A 19,089-nucleotide genomic window follows, 5' to 3' on the forward strand; every position below is an offset into this window, starting at 1 on the left:
TTTTATCGTTTTGAGCTCAAAAAACCCACTTCATGCCACTTTCCGCCACTTACGCACACTATAGGAATGCGCCCACCACACCGTCAAGGCGCGGATTAAAGGAAAAGCCTTACAGAACGGAGATTTAGCGCCGTAAAAGGAGGCTCAACGAGAATCTGACGTGAAGCTTCGACCAATAACTTGATGCAGCACTGAAAGCTGCGCTCGAAAGTTAAAGTAGTTTGTTAAGAGTAAGATTTTTTCGGTATTACAAAGGCGCTTCGGCTGTTGATTGAAGCAGGGTGGGAAAAGGCTATTACCGCGTTTGCCGCTGCCGGAGTTTCAGACCAGGCCGGCTGATATTACACAGCCGCGTCTTTTTTGTTTCAAGCAGGGAAAGAAAAAGGTGGAGAGTCGATCTGTAAGCCGGGTTCTGTCTTGAACAGTCATTCGTCTACGATGGCCATCACTGGACATCTTTAGCAACCTACCCGGTCCCAGCGCGGGCCACGCCTTGGGACCCTATTTGGTCTTGCTCCAAGTGGGGTTTACCTAGCCACGAACTGTTGCCAGACGTGCGGTGCGCTCTTACCGCACCTTTTCACCCTTACCGGCGCTTGCGCGCTTAGGCGGTTATTTTCTGTGGCACTTTCCGTAGGCTCACGCCTCCCAGGCATTACCTGGCACTTCGCCCTATGGAGCCCGGACTTTCCTCCCCCCCCTAATTTTCATAGAGGGCAGCGACTGTCCGATCGACTCTCCGCCGCGAAGGTTAACGGCAGAGCGCCGGAAGAACAAGCGCTAAAACCCTCAGGAACGCCATGGGCGACGGCTTACACGCCTTTCTGTTTATCCAGCGCTACCTGATACAAGACGTTTTTGCGCTCGCCGGTGATTTGCGCTGCCAGTGCGGCGGCGCGCTTGAGCGGCATTTCCTCCAGAAGCAGATCGAGGATGCGCATGGCTTCGCTGCTGACCGCGTCCTCCGACTCCGGCGCGGTCCAGCCGGCCACCAGCACCACGCACTCGCCGCGCTGCTGATTACTGTCGGACTCGACGAACGCACGCAGCTCGCTGAGCGGCAGGCCTTTGAGGGTTTCGAAGGTCTTGGTGATTTCCCGCGCCAGCAGAGCCTGACGCTCGCCGCCAAACACCGCTTCCATATCCTGCAGGCATTCGAGAATGCGATGCGGCGCTTCATAGAAAATCAATGTGCGCGGCTCTTCTTTAACCGCTTCCAGACGCGCCTTGCGCCCGACCGACTTGGCCGGCAGGAAACCTTCGAAGATAAAACGGTCGGACGGCAATCCTGCCGCCGACAGCGCCGCAATCAACGCGCAGGCACCCGGCACCGGCACCACGTTGATGCCGACCGCACGGGCCTGACGCACCAGGTGATAACCCGGATCGGAGATCAGCGGCGTGCCGGCATCGGAGATCAGTGCGACGTTGTCGCCCGCCAGCAACCGGGTAATAAAGCGGCTACCCTCATCCCGTTCGTTGTGTTCGTGGCATGCGGCCAAAGGCGTGCCGATGCCGAAGTGCTGCATCAGGCGCGCCGAATGCCGCGTGTCTTCCGCTGCAATCAGGGCCACTTCACGAAGGATCTTCAAGGCCCGGGCGCTGATGTCGTCCAGGTTGCCGATGGGCGTCGCCACCACATAAAGCGAGCCAGCAGCGGAATTCAAAGGACCTGGAGCAGTCAAAGCGCACACCTCGTGATCGGTAAAAGCGGCCATTGTAGCGCGTCATGAGGCTTGCGTTGCGCTCCGGCCGAGTGCGGTTTTTCGCCCGGTTGTGCGCTGCCGCAACATTTACTCCAGCTAAATTGACCGATTCACGCCAGTAACATCGCGCCCCGGCCAGTGCTTGGGTACAATTCCACGCTAATTTGATCGAGTATCAGGAACACTTACATGATCGCTTGCCTGCGGCTGCTCACTGCCCTCTGCCTCGCTGCCTTGTTGGCCGCGTGTGCCAGCTCCCCTTCCTCCAGCCTTGGCGAACTTCCACGGACTCCGGACGCCAGCATCGAGCAACTGCTCGAACAGGCTGCGCAGGCTAAAACCCCGGAACAAGCCGCCCTGCTGCGCCTGAGCGCGGCGGACCAGGCCTACCGCCAAGGCAATGCCGGCCAGTCCGCGCAGATCCTGCAACAAGTGCCGGTTGAGCAACTCAAGCCAGGCCAGCAGATTTTTGCCAACACGCTGTCCGCAGAGCTGGCCATGACGCGCAATCAGCCGAAAGCTGCACTGACTGCCCTGAGCCATCCAAGCTTCCAGAAGCTCAGCGAAATGCCGGAAGAGCAGCAAGTGCGCACCGGCACTGTTCACGCCCGCGCCCTTGAAGCCGATGGCCAGACGCTGGCCGCTGCCCGCGAGCGTGTGTTCATCGCACCGATGCTGGAAGGCGAAGCGGCGAGCAAGAACCACGAAGCGATCTGGACCCTGATCGCGTCGCTGCCAACCGATCAATTGCAACCGAACAACACCGACGATCTCGGCGGCTGGATGGCGCTAGCGCAAGCGGTGAAAACCGCAGGCACGCTGGAACAGCAACAAGCCGCAATCGACAACTGGCGTGCGCAGAATCCAAAGCACCCGGCGGCTGTCAACCTGCCGCTGCCACTGACCAAACTCAAGGAACTGGCCAGCCAGCCACTGAGCAAAATCGCCCTGCTGCTGCCCCAGGACGGCCAATTGGCGTCGGTCGGCAAAGCGCTGCGTGAAGGCTTCATGGCCGCGCATTATCAGGCGCAACAGGCCGGCCAGAACCCGCCCGCCATCGAGTTCTACGACAGTTCGAAGCTGACTTCGATGGACGAGTTCTATCGCAAGGCCCAGGCTGACGGCGTGCAACTGGTAGTCGGCCCGCTGGAAAAACCACTGGTCAAGCAACTGAGCACTCGCCCGCAACTGCCAATCACCACCCTTGCGCTGAACTACAGCGAAGGCGAGCAAGGCCCGGCGCAACTGTTCCAGTTCGGCCTCGCTGCTGAAGATGAAGCTCGCGAAGTTTCCCGGCGCGCCCGCGCCGATGGCCTGCATCGCGCCGCGATCATGGTGCCGAAGGGCGAATGGGGCGATCGCGTTCTGCGTGCCTTCAGCCAGGACTGGCAAGCCAATGGCGGCAGCATCGTTGCCACCGAACGTGTCGATCAGCCGGTGCAACTGGCCCAGCAGATCGCCGACATGTTCCAGCTGCGTCAGAGCGAAGCTCGCGCCAAGAGCCTGCAAAATGTTGCCGGCACCAATGTCGCCGCGCAGCCTTCGCGTCGTCAGGACATCGAATTCATCTTCCTGGCCGCCACGCCGCAACAGGCCCAGCAGATCAAGCCGACCCTGAACTTCCAGTACGCCGGCGACGTTCCCGTCTACGCGACCTCCCATGTGTACAGCGCCAGCGGCGACGTCAATCAGTACAACGACATGAACGGCATTCGCTTCTGCGAAACCCCATGGCTGCTGGAAACCAGCGATCCGCTGCGCCAGCAAGTAGCTGCGCAATGGCCGCAAGCCAATGGCAGCCTCGGTCGCCTGTACGCCATGGGCGCCGACGCCTATCGCCTCGCCCCGCGCCTGGGCCAACTCAAGGCCCTGCCGGACAGCCGCATCGAAGGCCAGTCGGGCAGCCTCGGCATGACCCAGACCCAACGCGTAGTGCGCCAGTTGCCATGGGCACAGTTCGTCAGCGGTCAGGTGCAGCGCCTGCCGGACACACCGCGCTGATGCCCGACAGGTCACGCTCGCAAAGCGGCAAGGATGCCGAGCGCCAGGCGCTCGAACATCTGCAACAACAAGGGCTGCGCCTGTTGGCGCAGAACTGGTTATGCAAACGCGGCGAGCTTGATCTGGTCATGCTTGATGGCGATACAGTAGTATTCGTTGAAGTCCGCTACAGAAAAAACACTCAATGGGGTGGCGCGCTCGCCAGTATCGACGAGCGCAAGCAGCAGAAACTGATCTTTGCAGCACAGTGTTTTCTTCAGTGCGAGTCGCGTTGGGCCAATTCCCCCTGCCGCTTCGATGTGGTGGCGATCGACAGCCACCCGAATCAGCTGAACTGGTTGCAGAATGCTTTCGACAGTTGATCGCCTGCACCCTGCCCCGTTTTCGTCCGACACATTTTGCTCTTTGCTTTGCGGGCTGCACATTCACGTGCCGAACAGCCGCGCCACTTAAGGTCACACAGATGGACATGCAATCCCGAATTCGCCAGCTTTTCCAGGCCAGTATCGACACCAAGCAACAGGCGATGGACGTACTTGCACCGCACATCGAGCAAGCCAGCCAGATCATGGTCAACGCCCTGCTCAACGAAGGCAAAATGCTCTCGTGCGGCAACGGTGGTTCGGCCGGCGATGCCCAGCATTTTTCTTCGGAGCTGCTCAACCGCTTCGAGCGCGAGCGTCCGAGCCTGCCGGCGATTGCGCTAACCACCGACACTTCGACGATCACCTCGATCGCCAACGATTACAGCTACAACGAAGTGTTCTCCAAGCAGATTCGCGCGCTCGGCCAGCCGGGCGATGTGTTGCTGGCGATTTCGACCAGCGGCAACTCGGCGAACATTATTCAAGCGATCCAGGCCGCACATGATCGCGAAATGATTGTCGTAGCTTTGACCGGACGCGATGGCGGCGGCATGGCGTCGCTGCTGTTGCCCGAGGACGTCGAGATTCGCGTACCGGCCAACGTCACTGCACGTATTCAGGAAGTCCACTTGCTGGCGATCCATTGCCTTTGCGATCTGATCGACAGCCAACTGTTCGGGAGTGAAGAATGACCCCTAATCGCCTTGGCCTTCTGGCCTTGACCCTGTGCCTCGGCATCAGCGGCTGCACCTCGGTGGTGAACGCCAGCCGTGAAGCGCCGATTGAAGACGACCGTGGCACGCGTACCTTCGGCAGCAAGATCGACGACTCGCTGATCGAAACCAAAGCAGGCGTGAACATCGCCAAGGCCGATCCGGCCCTGGACAACGATTCGCACATCGTCATCACCAGCTTCAACGGCGTGGTCCTGCTCGCCGGCCAAACGCCACGTGAAGACCTCAAGGCCAAAGCCGAACAAGCAGCCGCCAATGTCCAGCGCGTGAAGAAGGTGCATAACGAACTGCAAGTGCTGCAACCGTCCTCCCTGCTCGCGCGCCAGAACGACGCGTGGCTGACCACCAAGATCAAGACCCAGATGCTCACCGACGCCAGCATTCCTGGCTCGCGCATCAAAGTCGTCACCGAGAACGGCATCGTCTACCTGCTGGGCCTGCTGACCAAACAGGAAGCCACTCAGGCAACCAATCTGGTTCAGGGTGTGTCCGGTGTGCAGAAGATCGTGAAGCTGTTCGAATACATCGACTGACGCAAGCGCAGGAGCGTGTAGGAGCTGACGAGTGCAACGAGGCTGCGATCTCTTGATCTTGCTTCTAAAGATCAACAGATCAAAAGATCGCAGCCTCCGGCAGCCCCTACACCGCCAACGCAGGCACAAAAAAGGCGATCCATCCGGATCGCCTTTTTTTATTTCACAACCTTCAAACTTGGCCGGCCACTCGGGCGTGGCGGCTCGCTGCCCGGTGGCGGCGAGTCGTCATCCGGATCGATGTCTTCCTCGTCGTCCATCGGCAACTCGAGGTCAAACACCATGCCCTGGCCGTTCTCCCGCGCATAAATGCCCAGGATCGCGCTGATCGGCACGTAGAGACTGTGCGGAACACCGCCGAAGCGGCCTTCGAACGTCACCACGTCGTTATCCATGTGCAGATGACGCACGGCACTCGGCGAGATGTTCAGGACGATCTGGCCGTCACTGGCAAAACCCTGTGGCACCTGCACCGCCGGGTACTCGGAGTTAACCAGCATGTGCGGGGTGCAATCGTTATCCACAATCCACTCGTAGAGCGCGCGGACCAGATAAGGTCGACTGGAGTTCATAGCGGCTCCTTAAGCCTTAGCGCATATCGCGTTCGACACCAGACAGACTCGCCTGGAAAGCCTCACGCGCAAACTGGCGCTCCATATAATCAAGCAGCGGCTTGGCCGGCCGCGGCAGTTCAATACCCAGAATCGGCAAACGCCAGAGTATGGGTAATAGGCAGCAATCCACCAGACTTTGTTCCTCACTGAGGAAGAACGGCTTGTCGGCGAACAGCGGCGAAACGCCGGTCAGGCTTTCGCGCAGTTCCTTGCGCGCCACGACCCGTGCAGCCTCTTTGCTCTTGGGATCCAGAATCAGATCCACCAGCCCGCACCAGTCACGCTGAATCCTGTGGATCAGCAGACGGCTGTTGGCCCGCGCCACCGGATAAACCGGCATCAGCGGCGGGTGCGGGTAACGCTCATCCAGATACTCCATCACCACGGTCGACTCCCACAACGCCAGGTCACGATCGACCAGCGTCGGCAGACTGCCGTAAGGGTTCACCTCAATCAGTTTAGGCGGCTGGCGGCCCGCTTCCACGTAAATGATTTCGGCGCTGACACCCTTCTCTGCAAGCACGATGCGCACTCGGTGGGAATAGTGGTCGGCGGGGTCGGAGTAACAGGCCAACCGATTGGTCACGCCCATGGCGATCCTCCTCGCTTGTTGAATTTGTCGGAACCGGAAAAACGCGCGCGCCCAGAGGGCACCTCCCGCAGGGTCTGACTGAGCAGATCCTGCTTTAGCGGAGGCGCCCTTGGGCGCGCGCGATTAACAGCAATGCTTGAAGCGTATCAGTGCACGTCTTTCCAGTATTCACGCTTGAGCAGGTAGGCGAACACAAAGAAGAACGCCAGGTACAGCAAGACGTAAGTACCGATGCGCTGATGTTGCAGCTTAACCGGGTTAGCCGAGTAAGCCAGGAAGGTTACCAGATTCTTGACCTTCTCATCGAACTGCTCTTCGTTCAGAGCACCGGACTTCGGCACGATGGTCAACTGATCGCACGCTTCATGGGTCAGCGGCGTGCCGGTCAGCGGATCGTATTGCTTCTTGCCGTCCTCGACGATCTGCACCTGTTTGCAGCCGACGACCTGACGACCTTGCAGGCCGACCAGCACGTTAGGCATGCCGACGTTCGGGAAGACCTTGTTGTTCACGCCCCATGGACGCGCCGGATCTTCGTAGAACGACTTCAGGTAACCATAGAGCCAGTCGGTGCCGCGTACTCGCGCCACCAGCGTCAGATCCGGCGGCGCTGCGCCGAACCAGGTCTTGGCGTCGGCCGGCTGCATGCCGATGTTCATGTGGTCGCCAATCTTGGCACCGGTGAATACCAGCTTCTCCAGCATCAACTCGTGCGGGATGCCGAGGTCATCGGCGACGCGCTCGTAACGCTGGAACTTGGCACTGTGGCAACCCATGCAATAGTTGGCAAAGGTCCGCGCGCCATCCTGCAGAGCGGCTTTGTCAGAGACGTCGATATCGACACTTTCCAGTTCCGGACCATGACCCTCGGCGGCAAAAACCAAGGAAGGCAGAGCAGCAAAAATCAGAGCAAGTAATAACTTTTTCATCAGCCAGTCACCCTTTCCGGAACCGGTTTGGTCTTCTCGAGCCGGGTGTAGAACGGCATCAGAATGAAGTAGGCGAAATACAGGAAGGTGCAGACCTGCGACAGCAACGTGCGCCCCGGAGTTGGCGCAAGAACACCGAGAACGCCGAGAATCACGAAGGAGATGCAGAACACCACCAGCCAGATTTTGCTCAGCCAGCCCTTGTAGCGCATCGATCTCACCGGACTGCGATCCAGCCATGGCAGCACGAACAGCACCGCAATCGCCGCACCCATGGCGATAACGCCCAGGAGTTTGTCCGGCACCGCACGCAGGATTGCGTAGAACGGCGTGAAGTACCAGACCGGAGCAATATGCTCAGGCGTCTTGAACGGGTTGGCCGGCTCGAAGTTTGGTTTTTCGAGGAAGTAGCCGCCCATTTCCGGGAAGAAGAACACAATGAAGCAGAAGATGAACAGGAACACCACAACGCCGACAATGTCCTTCACCGTGTAGTACGGGTGGAACGCAATGCCGTCCAGCGGGATGCCGTTTTCGTCTTTGTGCTTCTTGATATCGACGCCGTCAGGGTTGTTCGAACCGACTTCGTGCAGCGCCAGAATGTGCAAGACCACCAGACCGAGAATCACGATCGGCAGCGCGACCACGTGCAAGGCGAAGAAGCGGTTCAGGGTGATTCCGGAGATCAGGTAGTCACCACGAATCCACTGGGTCAGGTCATCGCCGATCAGCGGAATCGCACCGAACAGCGAGATGATCACCTGGGCTCCCCAGTAGGACATCTGGCCCCACGGTAGCAGGTAACCCATGAACGCTTCGGCCATCAGTGCCAGGTAAATCAGCATGCCGAACACCCAGACCAGCTCGCGCGGTTTTTGGTACGAACCGTAGAGCAGGCCGCGGAACATGTGCAGATAAACGACGATGAAAAACGCCGAAGCGCCGGTCGAGTGCAGCAGACGCAGGATCGAGCCGTACTCGACGTCGCGCATGATGTATTCAACAGAGGCGAAGGCTTCTTCTGCCGATGGTGTGTAGCTCATCGTCAGCCAGACACCGGTGACGATCTGGTTGACCAGCACCAGCAACGCCAGCGAGCCGAAGAAATAGAAGAAGTTGAAGTTTTTTGGCGCGTAGTACTTGCTGAGATGGTCTTCCCACATCTTGGTCGCGGGAAAGCGCGCATCAACCCAATCCATGAACTTGCTCATCACGCTTTCTCCGTATCGACGCCAATGACAATCAGGTCATCGGTCTCATAGGAATGCGGGGGAACTGGCAGGTTCAAAGGCGCAGGTTGCGACTTGTAGACGCGGCCAGCCAGATCGTAGTGGGAACCGTGGCACGGGCAGAAATAGCCGCCTACCCAGTCCTTGCCCAGATCCGCAGGTGCCACTTCGGGACGGAAGGTCGGTGAACAACCCAGGTGTGTACAGATCCCGATCAGCAGGAGAATTTCCGGCTTGATCGAGCGTACTTCCGGGTCGACATAAGTGGGTTGCGTGGAGTTTTTGGAGGTCGGATCGGAGAGCTGACCCTCGATCTTCTTGAGATTCCCCAGGATTTCCTCGGTACGGCGGACAATGAACACCGGCTGGCCGCGCCATTCAGCAATCATTTGCTGGCCTGGCTCGATTTTGCTGACATTCACTTTCACCGGTGCACCGGCGGCCTTCGCCTTGGCACTGGGAAACCATGACCCCACGAACGGGACCGCAGCCCCCACCGCTCCTGCAGCACCCACCACGGATGTGGCTGCCACCAGGAAGCGACGCCGGCCTGCATTCACGCCGTCATTGCTCATTCAGTCCTCTCCCATCAGCTTTTTTGGCCTGTTAAATCAGGCGTCTACTAAATAAATCAAATGTTACTTATAAAAATTTTGCCCGAATGGTAATGAAAACCCCCAATTCTGACAAGGTTAATTCCCCGGGGCTCAGCCCCTTAAGCCTTGGAGTATAGGGGGTCTACGGCTGTGGCAAGTTGTCACAACGCAATTCTTTGATAAATCGCAGGCATAAAAAAACGCCCGCTTCCGTGAGGAGGCGGGCGTTCTTTTTTGAACGTGGAAGCGGAATTAACGCTTCGAGTACTGCGGACGCTTACGCGCTTTACGCAGACCAACTTTCTTACGTTCAACTTCACGGGCGTCGCGGGTAACGAAGCCAGCTTTGCGCAGAGCGCTACGCAGGGTTTCGTCGTAGTCCATCAGTGCGCGAGTGATGCCGTGGCGGATTGCGCCAGCCTGACCACTTACACCACCGCCGATCACGGTGACGTAGATGTCGAACTTCTCGACAGTCTCGGTCAGCTCCAGCGGCTGACGAACTACCATGCGGGCAGTTTCGCGGCCGAAGAAGTTATCCAGCGAACGGTTGTTGATGGAGATGTTACCAGTACCCGGACGCAGGAAAACGCGTGCGGTTGCGGTCTTGCGACGGCCAGTGCCGTAATTTTGAGTCGCCGACATAATGTACTATTCCGTTAAAACTTCAGTTCTTGGGGCTGCTGAGCAGTATGAGGGTGAGCAGCGCCCGCATAGACTTTCAGCTTACGGTACATGTCGCGACCCAGTGGGTTTTTAGGCAGCATGCCTTTAACCGCGGTCTCGATCACGCGCTCAGGGGCCTTGGCGATCAGCTTTTCAAAGTTGATCGACTTGATGCCGCCCGGGAAACCGGAGTGGGAGTAGTACATTTTGTCAGTGGTTTTAGCGCCGGTAACACGGATCTGCTCGGCGTTGATGACGACGATGTAGTCGCCGGTGTCAACGTGAGGAGTGTACTCAGGCTTGTGCTTGCCACGCAGACGGCTCGCGATTTCGGTGGCCAGACGACCCAGGGTCTGACCAGCAGCGTCGACGACAAACCAGTCGCGCTTTACTGTTTCCGGTTTAGCAGTAAAAGTTTTCATTCTTTATAGCCTCAGGGGCCGCCTGTAAATAAGACGGCGGATCTTACTGAATAGTGCGTACTTTGACAAGTCAAAGGCAGCCGGATACAGACGCTTTCGGGGGCTCGGGTCGGCGCGTCCGTTCAACGGCAAGATTCTTCGGCGGCGGCGCATCACTTCCACTGCAGAAAGAGGTCGGCAATTATGCAGATTGCGAAAATTTTTTCAACCTGCTTTTATGATTGTTTTGCCCAAGGAGCACCCGATGGACTATCGCCAGCTAGGCCGTACCGACCTGAACGTGAGTGCAATCTGCCTCGGCACCATGACTTGGGGCGAGCAAAACACTGAGGCTGAAGCCTTCGCCCAGATCGAGCGGGCGAAAGAAGCGGGGATCAATTTCCTCGACACCGCCGAAATGTACCCGGTGCCGCCCAAAGCCGAAACCTATGCCACCACCGAGCGCTACATCGGCAATTACTTCAAGAGTCGCGGTGACCGTTCCGACTGGATCCTCGCCAGCAAGATCGCCGGCCCCGGCAACACCATCGACTACATCCGCGACAAGAACCTGCGCCACAACCGCCAGCACATCACCGAAGCACTGGACGGCAGCCTCAAGCGCCTGCAGACCGATTACATCGATCTGTATCAATTGCACTGGCCGGAACGCAGCACCAACTTTTTCGGGCAGCTGGGCTACAAGCACAAGATCGAAGCCAACCTGACGCCGCTGGAAGACACCCTCGAAGCCCTCGACGAGCAGGTTAAGGCCGGCAAGATCCGCCACATTGGTCTGTCCAACGAAACGCCGTGGGGCACCATGCGCTTTCTGGCTCTGGCCGAAGCGCGTGGCTGGCCGCGTGCGGTATCGATCCAGAACCCGTACAACCTGCTCAACCGCAGCTTTGAAGTCGGCCTGGCCGAGATCGCCATCCGCGAACAGTGCGGCCTGCTCGCCTATTCGCCGCTGGCGTTCGGCTTCCTCTCCGGCAAGTACGAAGGCGGCGCCCGTCCACCGAAAGGCCGCCTCAGCCTCTACAGCCGCTTCAGCCGCTATTTCAACCCGCAATCGGAGGCGGCGTGCAGCCGTTACGTAGCCCTAGCCCGTGAACACGGTCTGGACCCGGCACAAATGGCCTTGGCCTTCGTGACCCAGCAACCCTTCGTCACCAGCAACATCATTGGCGCGACGACGCTTGAGCAACTGGACAGCAACATTGCCAGTTTTGATCTGAAACTGTCCGATGAAGTGCTGGCCGGGATCGAGGCGATTCACAAGGATCACCCGAACCCCGCGCCGTAAGTAAAAAGATCGCAGCCTTCGGCAGCTACAGGGTTCACACCGGTCCTGTGTAGGAGCTGCCGCAGGCTGCGATCTTTTCAGCCTCTCAAAGAGACCGCGCAATAATCTCCTTCATGATTTCATTGGTGCCGGCATAAATCCGCTGCACCCGCGCATCCGCCCACGCCCGGGCCACCGGGTATTCCCACATGAAGCCGTAGCCGCCATGCAGTTGCACGCACTCGTCGAGCACCTTGCATTGCAGATCGGTGCCCCAGTATTTGGCCATCGCAGCGGTCGGCACATCAAGTTTGCCCTGCAGATGCAGCTCCAGGCAGCGGTCGACGAAGACCCGGCCGATTTGAATCTCGGTGGCCATCTCGGCCAGTTTGAAGCGAGTGTTCTGGAAATCGGCAATCGCCTTGCCGAACGCCTTGCGATCGCGGGTGTAATCCAGCGTCCATTGCAACGCTGCTTCAGCCGAGGCCAGACCGCCAATCGCCACGGTCAGGCGCTCCTGCGGCAACTCCTGCATCAGATAGGCAAACCCGGCACCCGCCTGGCCGAGAAGGTTTTCCTTCGGCACGCGCACGTCCTGGAAGAACAGTTCCGAGGTGTCCTGCGCCTTCATGCCAACCTTCTCCAGGCGCTTGCCCTTCTCGAAGCCCGGCGTATTCGCCTCCACCAGAAACAGACTGGTGCCCTTGGCGCCAGCCTTGGGATCTGTCTTGGCCACCACGATGACCAGATCAGCCAGAAAGCCGTTGGTGATGAACGTTTTCGAACCGTTGATCACATATTCGTCACCGTCCAGCACCGCCGTGGTTTTCACCCCTTGCAGGTCGGAACCGGCGCCAGGCTCGGTCATGGCAATCGCCGTGACCATTTCGCCCGAGACCAGTTTCGGCAGGTATTTGTGTTTCAGCGCCTCGCTGCCGTAATGAAGGATGTAGGGCGCGACGATGTCCGAGTGCAGCGAAAAGCCGATGCCGGTCAGGCCCAGACGCCCGACTTCTTCAATCACTACGGTGCTGTAGAGGAAATCCGCGCCCAGGCCGCCGTACTCTTCCGGCAGATGCGAACAGAGCATCCCCGCCTCTCCCGCCTTGTTCCACAGTGCGCGATCAATGTGCCCCTGCTTCTCCCACTGCGCGTGATACGGCACGGCCTCTTTTTCGAGGAAAGTTCGCACGCTGTCGCGGAACAATTCGTGCTCGGAACTGAACAGGGTTCTGGGGATCATGCGGCACCTTTCTATGTTGTTGGAGGGATTCGGCTCTCAGAGACTAAGCCCGACTTCTGCTACGGGACACTGGACACATCCGACAAAAAATAAGACGATCCAGCCGTCTGGTGACCACTTTCCCTTATAAAAACAAAACAAAAGTTGAATTATGTCTAAGCACGTCTCCCCGCCCTTGCGGCGCGTCAGCATCCTGGCCATCGACCGGGTTTTCGCTTACACCCTCATGCAGGCCAAGGATTTTTTCCATGTGGCCAGCCTGCGTTACGGCAAACAACTGGGCCATGGCCTGACGCCGGCGTTCGAAACGCGTCTGGTCAGCCCCGATGGCAAACCGGTAAAAAGCTTCAGCGACGTGGTCATGCCGGTCGACGGCGGCCTGGAAAACGCCGACGTGATCATCCTCCCGGCGTTCTGGGACGATTTCGACACGCTGTGCAGCCGTTACCCGCAAATCATGCCGTGGCTGCGCGAACAGCATGCGCGCGGCGCGGTGTTATGCGGCGAAGCCACCGGAGTGTTCTGGCTCGCCGAAGCCGGGCTGCTCAACGGCAAGGAAGCGACTACCTACTGGCGCTTCTTCAACGCCTTCGCCGAGCGTTTCCCCAAGGTCTATCTGAATCAGGACAAGCACCTGACCGACGCCGACAATCTCTATTGCGCCGGCGGCACGACCTCGGCCTGCGATCTCTACATCTATCTGATCGAACGCTTCTGCGGCGCGAACGTGGCGCAAGCCGTGGCCCGTGACATCCTTTACGAAGTGCAGCGCAGCTACTCACCGGGACGTATCGGTTTCGGCGGGCAGAAGCTACATCAGGACGTGATCATCCTGCAGATCCAGCAGTGGCTCGAAGAACATTTTGCCGACAAGTTCCGCTTCGAAGACGTCGCCCGCGAGCACGGCATGAGCATCCGCAACTTCATGCGCCGCTTCCAGACCGCCACCGGCGACAAACCGCTGCACTACTTGCAGCGCCTGCGCATCGAGACGGCCAAGGGCCTGCTCTCGGGCACGCGCAAGAGCATCAAGACCATCAGTTACGAGGTCGGTTACGACGATGCGAGCTTCTTCGCGCGACTTTTCCGCCAGCACACAGAACTGTCGCCTAACCAGTACCGGCAGCAGTTTCAGCAGGCTGCCTGATCCGGCCTGATGATCGTTCCCACGCTCTGCGTGGGAATGCCGCCATTGGACGCTCTGCGTCCGCCTCGCAAGTGACGCGGAGCGTCACGGGATGCATTCCCACGCGGAGCGTGGGAACGATCAGTTACTGCGCTTTCGCGAGCAGGCTCGCTCCCACAGGGAAAAACTTCAGCGCATAAAAAAGGCCTGCAATCGCAGGCCCTTTTTCGTTGCCGAAACTCCGTTTAAGGCTTGTGCGCCCGCGACAGGAATTCGTGGGATTGCATCTCCAGCAGTCGGCTCAGCGTGCGCTGGAACTCGAAGGTCAGGCGTCCGCCGGTGTACAGATCCTTCAACTCGACTTCAGCAGAAATGATCAGTTTGACGTTGCGATCGTAGAACTCGTCGACCATGTTGATGAAGCGCCGGGCGATGTCGTCGGTGGTGACGCTCATCTGCTCGACGCCGCTGAGCAGCACGGCGTGGAAGATCTTGCCCAGTTCGATGTAGTCGTTCTGGCTGCGCGGGCCGTCGCACAGTTCACGGAAGTCGAACCAGGCCACGTCGTCGCAGGTGCGCAGAGCGCGGATTTCGCGGTTCTCGATGATCAGCACGTCGTTTTCCACCGCCGCCGTGCACTCCGGTGTCAGCGCCTTGAAGCTCTTGCGCAGGCTTTCGTGGGCAGCTTCGTCAAGCGGATAGTGGAACAGCTCGGCTTGCTCGAGGTGACGCAGACGATAATCGACGCCGCTGTCGACGTTGACGATCTCGGTGTTCTGCTTGATCAGCGCGATGGCCGGGAGGAAGCGCGCACGTTGCAGGCCATCCTTGTACAGGCCGTCCGGCACGATGTTCGACGTTGCGACCAGGGTCACGCCGTTCTTGAACAACTCTTCCATCAGCGTGCCGAGGATCATCGCGTCGGTGATGTCGGAGACAAAGAATTCATCGAAGCAGATCACCCGCGACTCGGCCGCGAAGCGCTTGGCGATGATGGTCAGCGGGTTCTTCTCGCCGCCCAGGGTCTTCATTACTTCGTGCACGCGCTTCATGAAGCGGTGGAAGTGCGTGCGGGTCTTTTCCTTGAACGGCAGCGCTTCGAAGAAGGTGTCGACCAGGTATGTCTTGCCGCGACCGACGCCGCCCCAGAAATACAGGCCCTTGACCGGCGCCTGATCCTTTTTGCCAAACAGCTTGCCGAGCAGACCCGGCTTGTTCTGGTCAGCGGCGATCAAGTCGTCGTATAGACGCTGCAAGTGACGCACGGCAGTTTCCTGCGCGGCGTCATGGAAGAAGTCCGGGCGTTTCAGATCAGCTTGATATCGTTCTAGGGGCGTCATAATTCGTTAGCAAGGCAACAAAAACGGGCCGTCACTGTAGCGACGGCCTGTGGGAATGGCAATCGGCCCTTGGTCGGGTCGTGCCGCCGATCAGTCCTGAGCCGGGGTCAGCGCGACGCGCAACGCCTCGATGGCGGCGTCCCGCGCACCGATGTCGGCAAACGCCGGGCTGTCGCCCACGCACTCACCGGCCAGCCAGACGCTGAAGCTCAATTCTTCAGTACGCACGTCCAGCGGCTCGCCGGACTGCAACTGTTTGGTCGCCTGGCCGGCAGTTTTGCCGTCGGCGAAGTTGCGCGACAACAGCAGTTGCTCGCCATCGGCTGCCAGCAGACGGAAACGGAAACTGCCGTCGTCCTCGCGGAAGCTGACGAAACGCGCGGCCTTCGCGGCTTTTTTCTTGGTAGTCGCGGCGACCTGAACCTGATTGACGAAAGAACGCAGGCCGACAGCTTCGCGCAATTCGTTGAGAAATGGCGTCGCAACCGCACGAGCCTTCTTCGCACCGATCTGCAGAATGTCTTCCAGATCCGCAGGACGCTCGATCAACTGGTGATACTTCTCGCGCGCCTCGCCCAGCTCGTTGTCGAGCAACTGGAACAGGCGATTCTTCGCTTCACCCCAGCCCAGACCACCGAGCAGTTCGCTGCGGAATTCGTCGGCCTGCGCCCGTGTGGCGAAGGCCTGGAACAGGGTGAACAGGTGCGAGTTGTCCGGATCTTTCGCTTCGCCCGGGGCCTTGGAGTCGGTGACGATCCGCGAGATCGCGTCCTTCATTTCCTTGGCGCTGGAGAACAGCGGAATGGTGTTGTCGTAGCTCTTCGACATCTTGCGACCGTCGAGGCCCGGCAATGTCGCCACGCTTTCTTCGATCAGCGCTTCGGGCATGGTGAAGAACTCTTTGCCCTGACCGAACAGATGGTTGAAACGCTGGCCGATATCGCGGGCCATTTCCACATGCTGAATCTGATCGCGACCGACCGGCACCTTGTGCGCGTTGAACATCAGAATGTCCGCCGCCATCAGCACCGGATAGCTGTACAGGCCCATGGTGATGCCGGCATCCGGGTCTTCACCGGTTTCAACGTTCTTGTCCACCGAGGCCTTGTAGGCGTGCGCACGGTTGAGCAGGCCCTTGGCGGCGACGCAGGTCAGCAGCCAGGTCAGCTCGGGGATTTCCGGGATGTCGGACTGGCGGTAGAAGGTCACGCGGTCAACATCGAGGCCGCCGGCCAGCCAGGTCGCGGCGATTTCCAGACGCGAGCGCTGGATGCGCACCGGGTCATCGCATTTGATCAAGGCGTGGTAGTCGGCCAGGAAATAGAACGAATCGGCCTGGCTGTCGCGGCTGGCGAGGATTGCCGGGCGGATGGCGCCAGCGTAGTTGCCCAGATGCGGCGTGCCGGTGGTGGTGATGCCGGTGAGAATGCGGGTACGGTTGGTCATGGGTAATCGCTTGTCAGACTGCAATCAATTCGAGAGACGCGGCAGCAGCAGATCCTTGAGATCGGTCAGCTTGCCGTGAAAAAAGTGTCCGCATTCTGCCACTTTCAGCAGCTCATGGGGGCGCTGGAGTTTTTCCGACCATTGGTAGACCAGCTGCGGATCGATGACTTCGTCGGTTTCCGGCTGGATCACGGTCAGCTTGCCCAGTTGCGGCAGTTGATCCTGCTCGCCCAGACGCATCACTGCCGGGGCAACCATGAACAGGTGTGCAAGCTGGACGCCTTGGGCTTCGAGACGGCCGCCGAGACTTGCTGCAACAAATCCGCCGAAGGAGAAACCGAACAGGGTCAGCGGCAAGTCCGGGTGTTTTTCCCGCAGCCATGCGGCGGCTGCCTCGGCATCATCGACTTCACCACTGCCCATGTCGTGCGTGCCCTGACTGGCGCCGACGCCACGATAGTTGAAACGCAAGGTGATCAGGCCTGCGTCGCGCGCGGTGCGCTGCAGGGTCGAGACGACCTTGTTGAGCATGGTGCCGCCCTGCACCGGGTTCGGATGGCAGATCAGCGCAATGCCGCGCGGCTGCTCGTTATCCAGGTAAAGGCTTTCCAATTGACCCACCGGGCCGTCAATCACTACAGGGGTTTCACGCATCAGCAAGGGAGGAACTCCGTGACCTCGAATCGGGTCGACTCGTCTAGCAAATTGTCTGTGCCAATCTATTGCGAGTGAATCGCGGTATACAGCGCAGGTTCGAGCCGTTAACGTAAAGCAAAGCCGTTTATAGAGGAAGGACTCGTGGAACACTCGCTCTTAGTTTGGTTGTTACCGACTCTTGCCCTGGTTGTGGGTGTCGCCATTGGATTCCTGATCGCGCGCGTTGCGCCGAACGCCGCACCGAGCCGCACGCAGCGTCAACTGGATGATATCCAGGAGCGTTTCGACAGTTACCAGAACGAAGTGGTCACCCACTTCAACAGCACCGCGATGCTGGTCAAGAAGCTCACTCAGAGCTATCAGGAAGTGCAGGATCATCTCGCCGAGGGCGCCAATCGCCTGGCCCTGGACGAGCAGACCCGCCAGCGCCTGATCGCCGCCCTGCACGCCGACGCAGCGCAGGCACCACGTGAACGCCTGACGCCACCGCGCGATCAGGAACCACCGCGTGACTACGCGCCAAAGAGCCCGAATTCGCCGGGCATGCTCGATGAGCATTATGGTTTGAAGAAGTAAGCAGTCTTCGCTGCGAACAAAAAGCCCCCGGACAGTCATGTGTCCGGGGGCTTTTTTGTATCTGCAATCTTCGCTGCCCTCGCCGGCCTCTTCGCGAGCAGGCTCGCTCCCACAGGGGGAATGCATTTCAAATGTGGGAGCGAGCCTGCTCGCGAAAGGGCCGCTACAGGCGACACAAAAAAATACCCGATCACAAGACCGGGCATTTCTTCATCCAGGCAATCGCTTATGGATACTGCTGCACCGTACCCGGCTGTTGCTGCTGACCACCGTACTCCTGGCCTGGAATAGCCTTCAGGTTGACTTCGACCCGGCGGTTCTGCGCGCGGCCGTTGACATCACCGTTACTGGCAATCGGGTTATCCGGGCCGGCGCCACGGGCCGACAGGTTGGCACCGCTGACGCCTTGCGAGGTCAGGTAAGTCGCCACGCTCTGCGCACGACGCTGGGACAGGTCCATGTTGTGCTGGCGGCTGCCGGTGCTGTCGGTGTAGCCGACGATTTCGATCTGGTTCTGGTTGAACTCTTTCAGCGAGTTGGCCAGGTTGTTCAGCGGTTGATAGAAGCTGGAAGCGATGTTCGCCGAATCGGTGGCGAAGGTGATGTTGCCCGGCATGATCAGCTTGATCTGATCGCCCTGACGCTGCACTTCAACGCCAGTGTTGGCCATGCTCGCGCGCAGTTTCTTTTCCTGCTGGTCGGCGTAGTAGCCGTAGCCTGCTGCGGAAGCACCGACCACGGCGGCGCCGATCAAGGCGCCCTTGCCACGGTTGTCGTGACCGATGGCGGCACCGGCAAGTGCACCGGCCAGCGCACCGAGGCCACCGTATTTGGCGGTTTTGCTCATGCCTTGCGAGCCACCGTCGGCCTGACCCTGATTGTCATACGGATTAGGCGAGGCGCAGCCGGACAGCACGGCCACGGCAGTAGCGACAATAATCAAACGACGCGTGGTGAACATGGAGAGCTCCTGGTTTTTTGCATTCTGTGGTGCAGCGGCCACTGATCAATCAATGGACCTGCGCGGGCGTTGGATCATGACAATGCCTA

20 protein-coding genes and 1 other RNA gene are annotated in these 19,089 nt (G+C 59.2%); 7 read left to right on the forward strand and 14 right to left on the reverse strand.

The annotated features are described in order from the left end of the window. Window positions 1-385 precede the first annotated feature (385 nt). Both rnpB and rsmI read right to left on the reverse strand, forming a co-directional pair. An RNA gene (gene rnpB, locus ND528_RS22385) (RNase P RNA component class A) lies at window positions 386-739 on the reverse strand. A 73-nt stretch (window positions 740-812) separates the two neighbouring features. After that, the gene (gene rsmI, locus ND528_RS22390) at window positions 813-1,718 is read right to left on the reverse strand and encodes a 16S rRNA (cytidine(1402)-2'-O)-methyltransferase (RefSeq protein WP_161984073.1); all 906 of its coding nucleotides are present in this window, start codon (window positions 1,716-1,718) and stop codon (window positions 813-815) included. A 177-nt stretch (window positions 1,719-1,895) separates the two neighbouring features. Here rsmI and ND528_RS22395 point away from each other — a divergent pair, with 177 nt between their 5' ends. The 4 genes from ND528_RS22395 (at window position 1,896) to ND528_RS22410 (ending at window position 5,339) form a co-directional block, all read left to right on the forward strand. Beyond that, the gene (locus ND528_RS22395; RefSeq protein WP_130909687.1) at window positions 1,896-3,707 is read left to right on the forward strand and encodes a penicillin-binding protein activator; all 1,812 of its coding nucleotides are present in this window, start codon (window positions 1,896-1,898) and stop codon (window positions 3,705-3,707) included. Next, a complete protein-coding gene (locus ND528_RS22400; protein ID WP_263471269.1) occupies window positions 3,707-4,069 on the forward strand; it encodes a YraN family protein in 363 nt (120 codons plus the stop codon). Before ND528_RS22395 ends, ND528_RS22400 begins: the two co-directional genes overlap by 1 nt. Before the next feature lie 101 nt (window positions 4,070-4,170). After that, on the forward strand, window positions 4,171-4,764 hold the full coding sequence (locus ND528_RS22405; RefSeq protein ID WP_008082788.1) for a phosphoheptose isomerase: 594 nt from the start codon (window positions 4,171-4,173) through the stop codon (window positions 4,762-4,764). Further along, a complete protein-coding gene (locus ND528_RS22410; protein WP_024014250.1) occupies window positions 4,761-5,339 on the forward strand; it encodes a BON domain-containing protein in 579 nt (192 codons plus the stop codon). Before ND528_RS22405 ends, ND528_RS22410 begins: the two co-directional genes overlap by 4 nt. A gap of 158 nt (window positions 5,340-5,497) precedes the next feature. Here ND528_RS22410 and ND528_RS22415 read toward each other — a convergent pair whose 3' ends face one another. The 7 genes from ND528_RS22415 to rplM all read right to left on the reverse strand — a co-directional run bounded on the left by ND528_RS22415 (window position 5,498) and on the right by rplM (window position 10,387). Further along, the gene (locus tag ND528_RS22415; RefSeq protein WP_016773263.1) at window positions 5,498-5,911 is read right to left on the reverse strand and encodes a ClpXP protease specificity-enhancing factor; all 414 of its coding nucleotides are present in this window, start codon (window positions 5,909-5,911) and stop codon (window positions 5,498-5,500) included. Between the two features lie 16 nt (window positions 5,912-5,927). Then, a complete protein-coding gene (locus tag ND528_RS22420) occupies window positions 5,928-6,545 on the reverse strand; it encodes a glutathione S-transferase N-terminal domain-containing protein (RefSeq protein ID WP_007961620.1) in 618 nt (205 codons plus the stop codon). Between the two features lie 146 nt (window positions 6,546-6,691). Continuing rightward, a complete protein-coding gene (locus tag ND528_RS22425; RefSeq protein WP_212617101.1) occupies window positions 6,692-7,474 on the reverse strand; it encodes a cytochrome c1 in 783 nt (260 codons plus the stop codon). Continuing rightward, window positions 7,474-8,685, reverse strand: coding sequence for a cytochrome b (locus tag ND528_RS22430; RefSeq protein WP_212617102.1), 1,212 nt, complete (start codon window positions 8,683-8,685; stop codon window positions 7,474-7,476). The genes ND528_RS22425 and ND528_RS22430 overlap by 1 nt, the downstream gene beginning before the upstream one ends. Next, window positions 8,685-9,278 (reverse strand): ubiquinol-cytochrome c reductase iron-sulfur subunit, encoded by a 594-nt coding sequence (gene petA, locus ND528_RS22435; protein ID WP_007917031.1) that lies wholly within the window; start codon window positions 9,276-9,278, stop codon window positions 8,685-8,687. The genes ND528_RS22430 and petA overlap by 1 nt, the downstream gene beginning before the upstream one ends. 273 nt (window positions 9,279-9,551) lie before the next feature. Continuing rightward, complete coding sequence (gene rpsI, locus ND528_RS22440; RefSeq protein ID WP_003228056.1) at window positions 9,552-9,944, reverse strand: 30S ribosomal protein S9; 393 nt, start codon at window positions 9,942-9,944, stop codon at window positions 9,552-9,554. Window positions 9,945-9,958: 14 nt separating this feature from the next. Then, the gene (gene rplM / locus ND528_RS22445) at window positions 9,959-10,387 is read right to left on the reverse strand and encodes a 50S ribosomal protein L13 (RefSeq protein WP_007917032.1); all 429 of its coding nucleotides are present in this window, start codon (window positions 10,385-10,387) and stop codon (window positions 9,959-9,961) included. Between the two features lie 244 nt (window positions 10,388-10,631). Between rplM and ND528_RS22450 the strand changes: the two genes are divergently transcribed. Beyond that, window positions 10,632-11,672 (forward strand): NADP(H)-dependent aldo-keto reductase, encoded by a 1,041-nt coding sequence (locus ND528_RS22450; protein WP_024014253.1) that lies wholly within the window; start codon window positions 10,632-10,634, stop codon window positions 11,670-11,672. An 85-nt stretch (window positions 11,673-11,757) separates the two neighbouring features. Here ND528_RS22450 and ND528_RS22455 read toward each other — a convergent pair whose 3' ends face one another. Next, a complete protein-coding gene (locus tag ND528_RS22455; protein WP_024014254.1) occupies window positions 11,758-12,894 on the reverse strand; it encodes an acyl-CoA dehydrogenase family protein in 1,137 nt (378 codons plus the stop codon). A 250-nt stretch (window positions 12,895-13,144) separates the two neighbouring features. Here ND528_RS22455 and ND528_RS22460 point away from each other — a divergent pair, with 250 nt between their 5' ends. After that, on the forward strand, window positions 13,145-14,041 hold the full coding sequence (locus ND528_RS22460) for a GlxA family transcriptional regulator (protein WP_178084480.1): 897 nt from the start codon (window positions 13,145-13,147) through the stop codon (window positions 14,039-14,041). Window positions 14,042-14,265: 224 nt separating this feature from the next. Here the strand turns inward: ND528_RS22460 and zapE are convergent, their stop codons facing one another. The 3 genes from zapE to ND528_RS22475 form a co-directional block, all read right to left on the reverse strand. Continuing rightward, window positions 14,266-15,360 carry a cell division protein ZapE gene (zapE, locus tag ND528_RS22465; protein ID WP_263471270.1) on the reverse strand — a complete coding sequence of 365 codons (1,095 nt, stop codon included), beginning with the start codon at window positions 15,358-15,360 and terminating at the stop codon, window positions 14,266-14,268. A gap of 90 nt (window positions 15,361-15,450) precedes the next feature. Next, window positions 15,451-16,806, reverse strand: a complete 1,356-nt coding sequence (locus ND528_RS22470) for a tryptophan--tRNA ligase (protein WP_137214138.1) — start codon at window positions 16,804-16,806, stop codon at window positions 15,451-15,453. A 24-nt stretch (window positions 16,807-16,830) separates the two neighbouring features. After that, window positions 16,831-17,460 (reverse strand): alpha/beta hydrolase, encoded by a 630-nt coding sequence (locus ND528_RS22475; protein ID WP_263471297.1) that lies wholly within the window; start codon window positions 17,458-17,460, stop codon window positions 16,831-16,833. 144 nt (window positions 17,461-17,604) lie between these two features. Between ND528_RS22475 and ND528_RS22480 the strand changes: the two genes are divergently transcribed. Continuing rightward, entirely contained in the window at window positions 17,605-18,039 is a 435-nt protein-coding gene (locus ND528_RS22480; RefSeq protein WP_016773251.1) for a YhcB family protein, read from the forward strand. Between the two features lie 226 nt (window positions 18,040-18,265). Here ND528_RS22480 and ND528_RS22485 read toward each other — a convergent pair whose 3' ends face one another. Further along, entirely contained in the window at window positions 18,266-19,000 is a 735-nt protein-coding gene (locus tag ND528_RS22485; RefSeq protein ID WP_130911278.1) for an OmpA family protein, read from the reverse strand. Between the last annotated feature and the right edge of the window lie 89 nt (window positions 19,001-19,089).

The sequence above is a fragment of the Pseudomonas mercuritolerans genome, from assembly GCF_025706525.1.
GTDB lineage: Bacteria > Pseudomonadota > Gammaproteobacteria > Pseudomonadales > Pseudomonadaceae > Aquipseudomonas > Aquipseudomonas mercuritolerans.

Excerpts from the sequence above, each read along its gene's own strand:
- ND528_RS22470 (WP_137214138.1), bottom strand. The coding sequence starts at position 16,806 with ATGACCAACCGTACCCGCATTCTCACCGGCATCACCACCACCGGCACG.
- ND528_RS22425 (WP_212617101.1), bottom strand. The coding sequence starts at position 7,474 with ATGAAAAAGTTATTACTTGCTCTGATTTTTGCTGCTCTGCCTTCCTTG.
- ND528_RS22450 (WP_024014253.1), top strand. The coding sequence starts at position 10,632 with ATGGACTATCGCCAGCTAGGCCGTACCGACCTGAACGTGAGTGCAATC.
- ND528_RS22395 (WP_130909687.1), top strand. The coding sequence starts at position 1,896 with ATGATCGCTTGCCTGCGGCTGCTCACTGCCCTCTGCCTCGCTGCCTTG.
- rplM (WP_007917032.1), bottom strand. The coding sequence starts at position 10,387 with ATGAAAACTTTTACTGCTAAACCGGAAACAGTAAAGCGCGACTGGTTT.
- ND528_RS22475 (WP_263471297.1), bottom strand. The coding sequence starts at position 17,460 with ATGCGTGAAACCCCTGTAGTGATTGACGGCCCGGTGGGTCAATTGGAA.
- ND528_RS22485 (WP_130911278.1), bottom strand. The coding sequence starts at position 19,000 with ATGTTCACCACGCGTCGTTTGATTATTGTCGCTACTGCCGTGGCCGTG.
- ND528_RS22410 (WP_024014250.1), top strand. The coding sequence starts at position 4,761 with ATGACCCCTAATCGCCTTGGCCTTCTGGCCTTGACCCTGTGCCTCGGC.
- ND528_RS22420 (WP_007961620.1), bottom strand. The coding sequence starts at position 6,545 with ATGGGCGTGACCAATCGGTTGGCCTGTTACTCCGACCCCGCCGACCAC.
- ND528_RS22405 (WP_008082788.1), top strand. The coding sequence starts at position 4,171 with ATGGACATGCAATCCCGAATTCGCCAGCTTTTCCAGGCCAGTATCGAC.
- zapE (WP_263471270.1), bottom strand. The coding sequence starts at position 15,360 with ATGACGCCCCTAGAACGATATCAAGCTGATCTGAAACGCCCGGACTTC.
- rpsI (WP_003228056.1), bottom strand. The coding sequence starts at position 9,944 with ATGTCGGCGACTCAAAATTACGGCACTGGCCGTCGCAAGACCGCAACC.
- petA (WP_007917031.1), bottom strand. The coding sequence starts at position 9,278 with ATGAGCAATGACGGCGTGAATGCAGGCCGGCGTCGCTTCCTGGTGGCA.
- ND528_RS22455 (WP_024014254.1), bottom strand. The coding sequence starts at position 12,894 with ATGATCCCCAGAACCCTGTTCAGTTCCGAGCACGAATTGTTCCGCGAC.
- ND528_RS22415 (WP_016773263.1), bottom strand. The coding sequence starts at position 5,911 with ATGAACTCCAGTCGACCTTATCTGGTCCGCGCGCTCTACGAGTGGATT.
- ND528_RS22430 (WP_212617102.1), bottom strand. The coding sequence starts at position 8,685 with ATGAGCAAGTTCATGGATTGGGTTGATGCGCGCTTTCCCGCGACCAAG.
- ND528_RS22400 (WP_263471269.1), top strand. The coding sequence starts at position 3,707 with ATGCCCGACAGGTCACGCTCGCAAAGCGGCAAGGATGCCGAGCGCCAG.
- rsmI (WP_161984073.1), bottom strand. The coding sequence starts at position 1,718 with ATGGCCGCTTTTACCGATCACGAGGTGTGCGCTTTGACTGCTCCAGGT.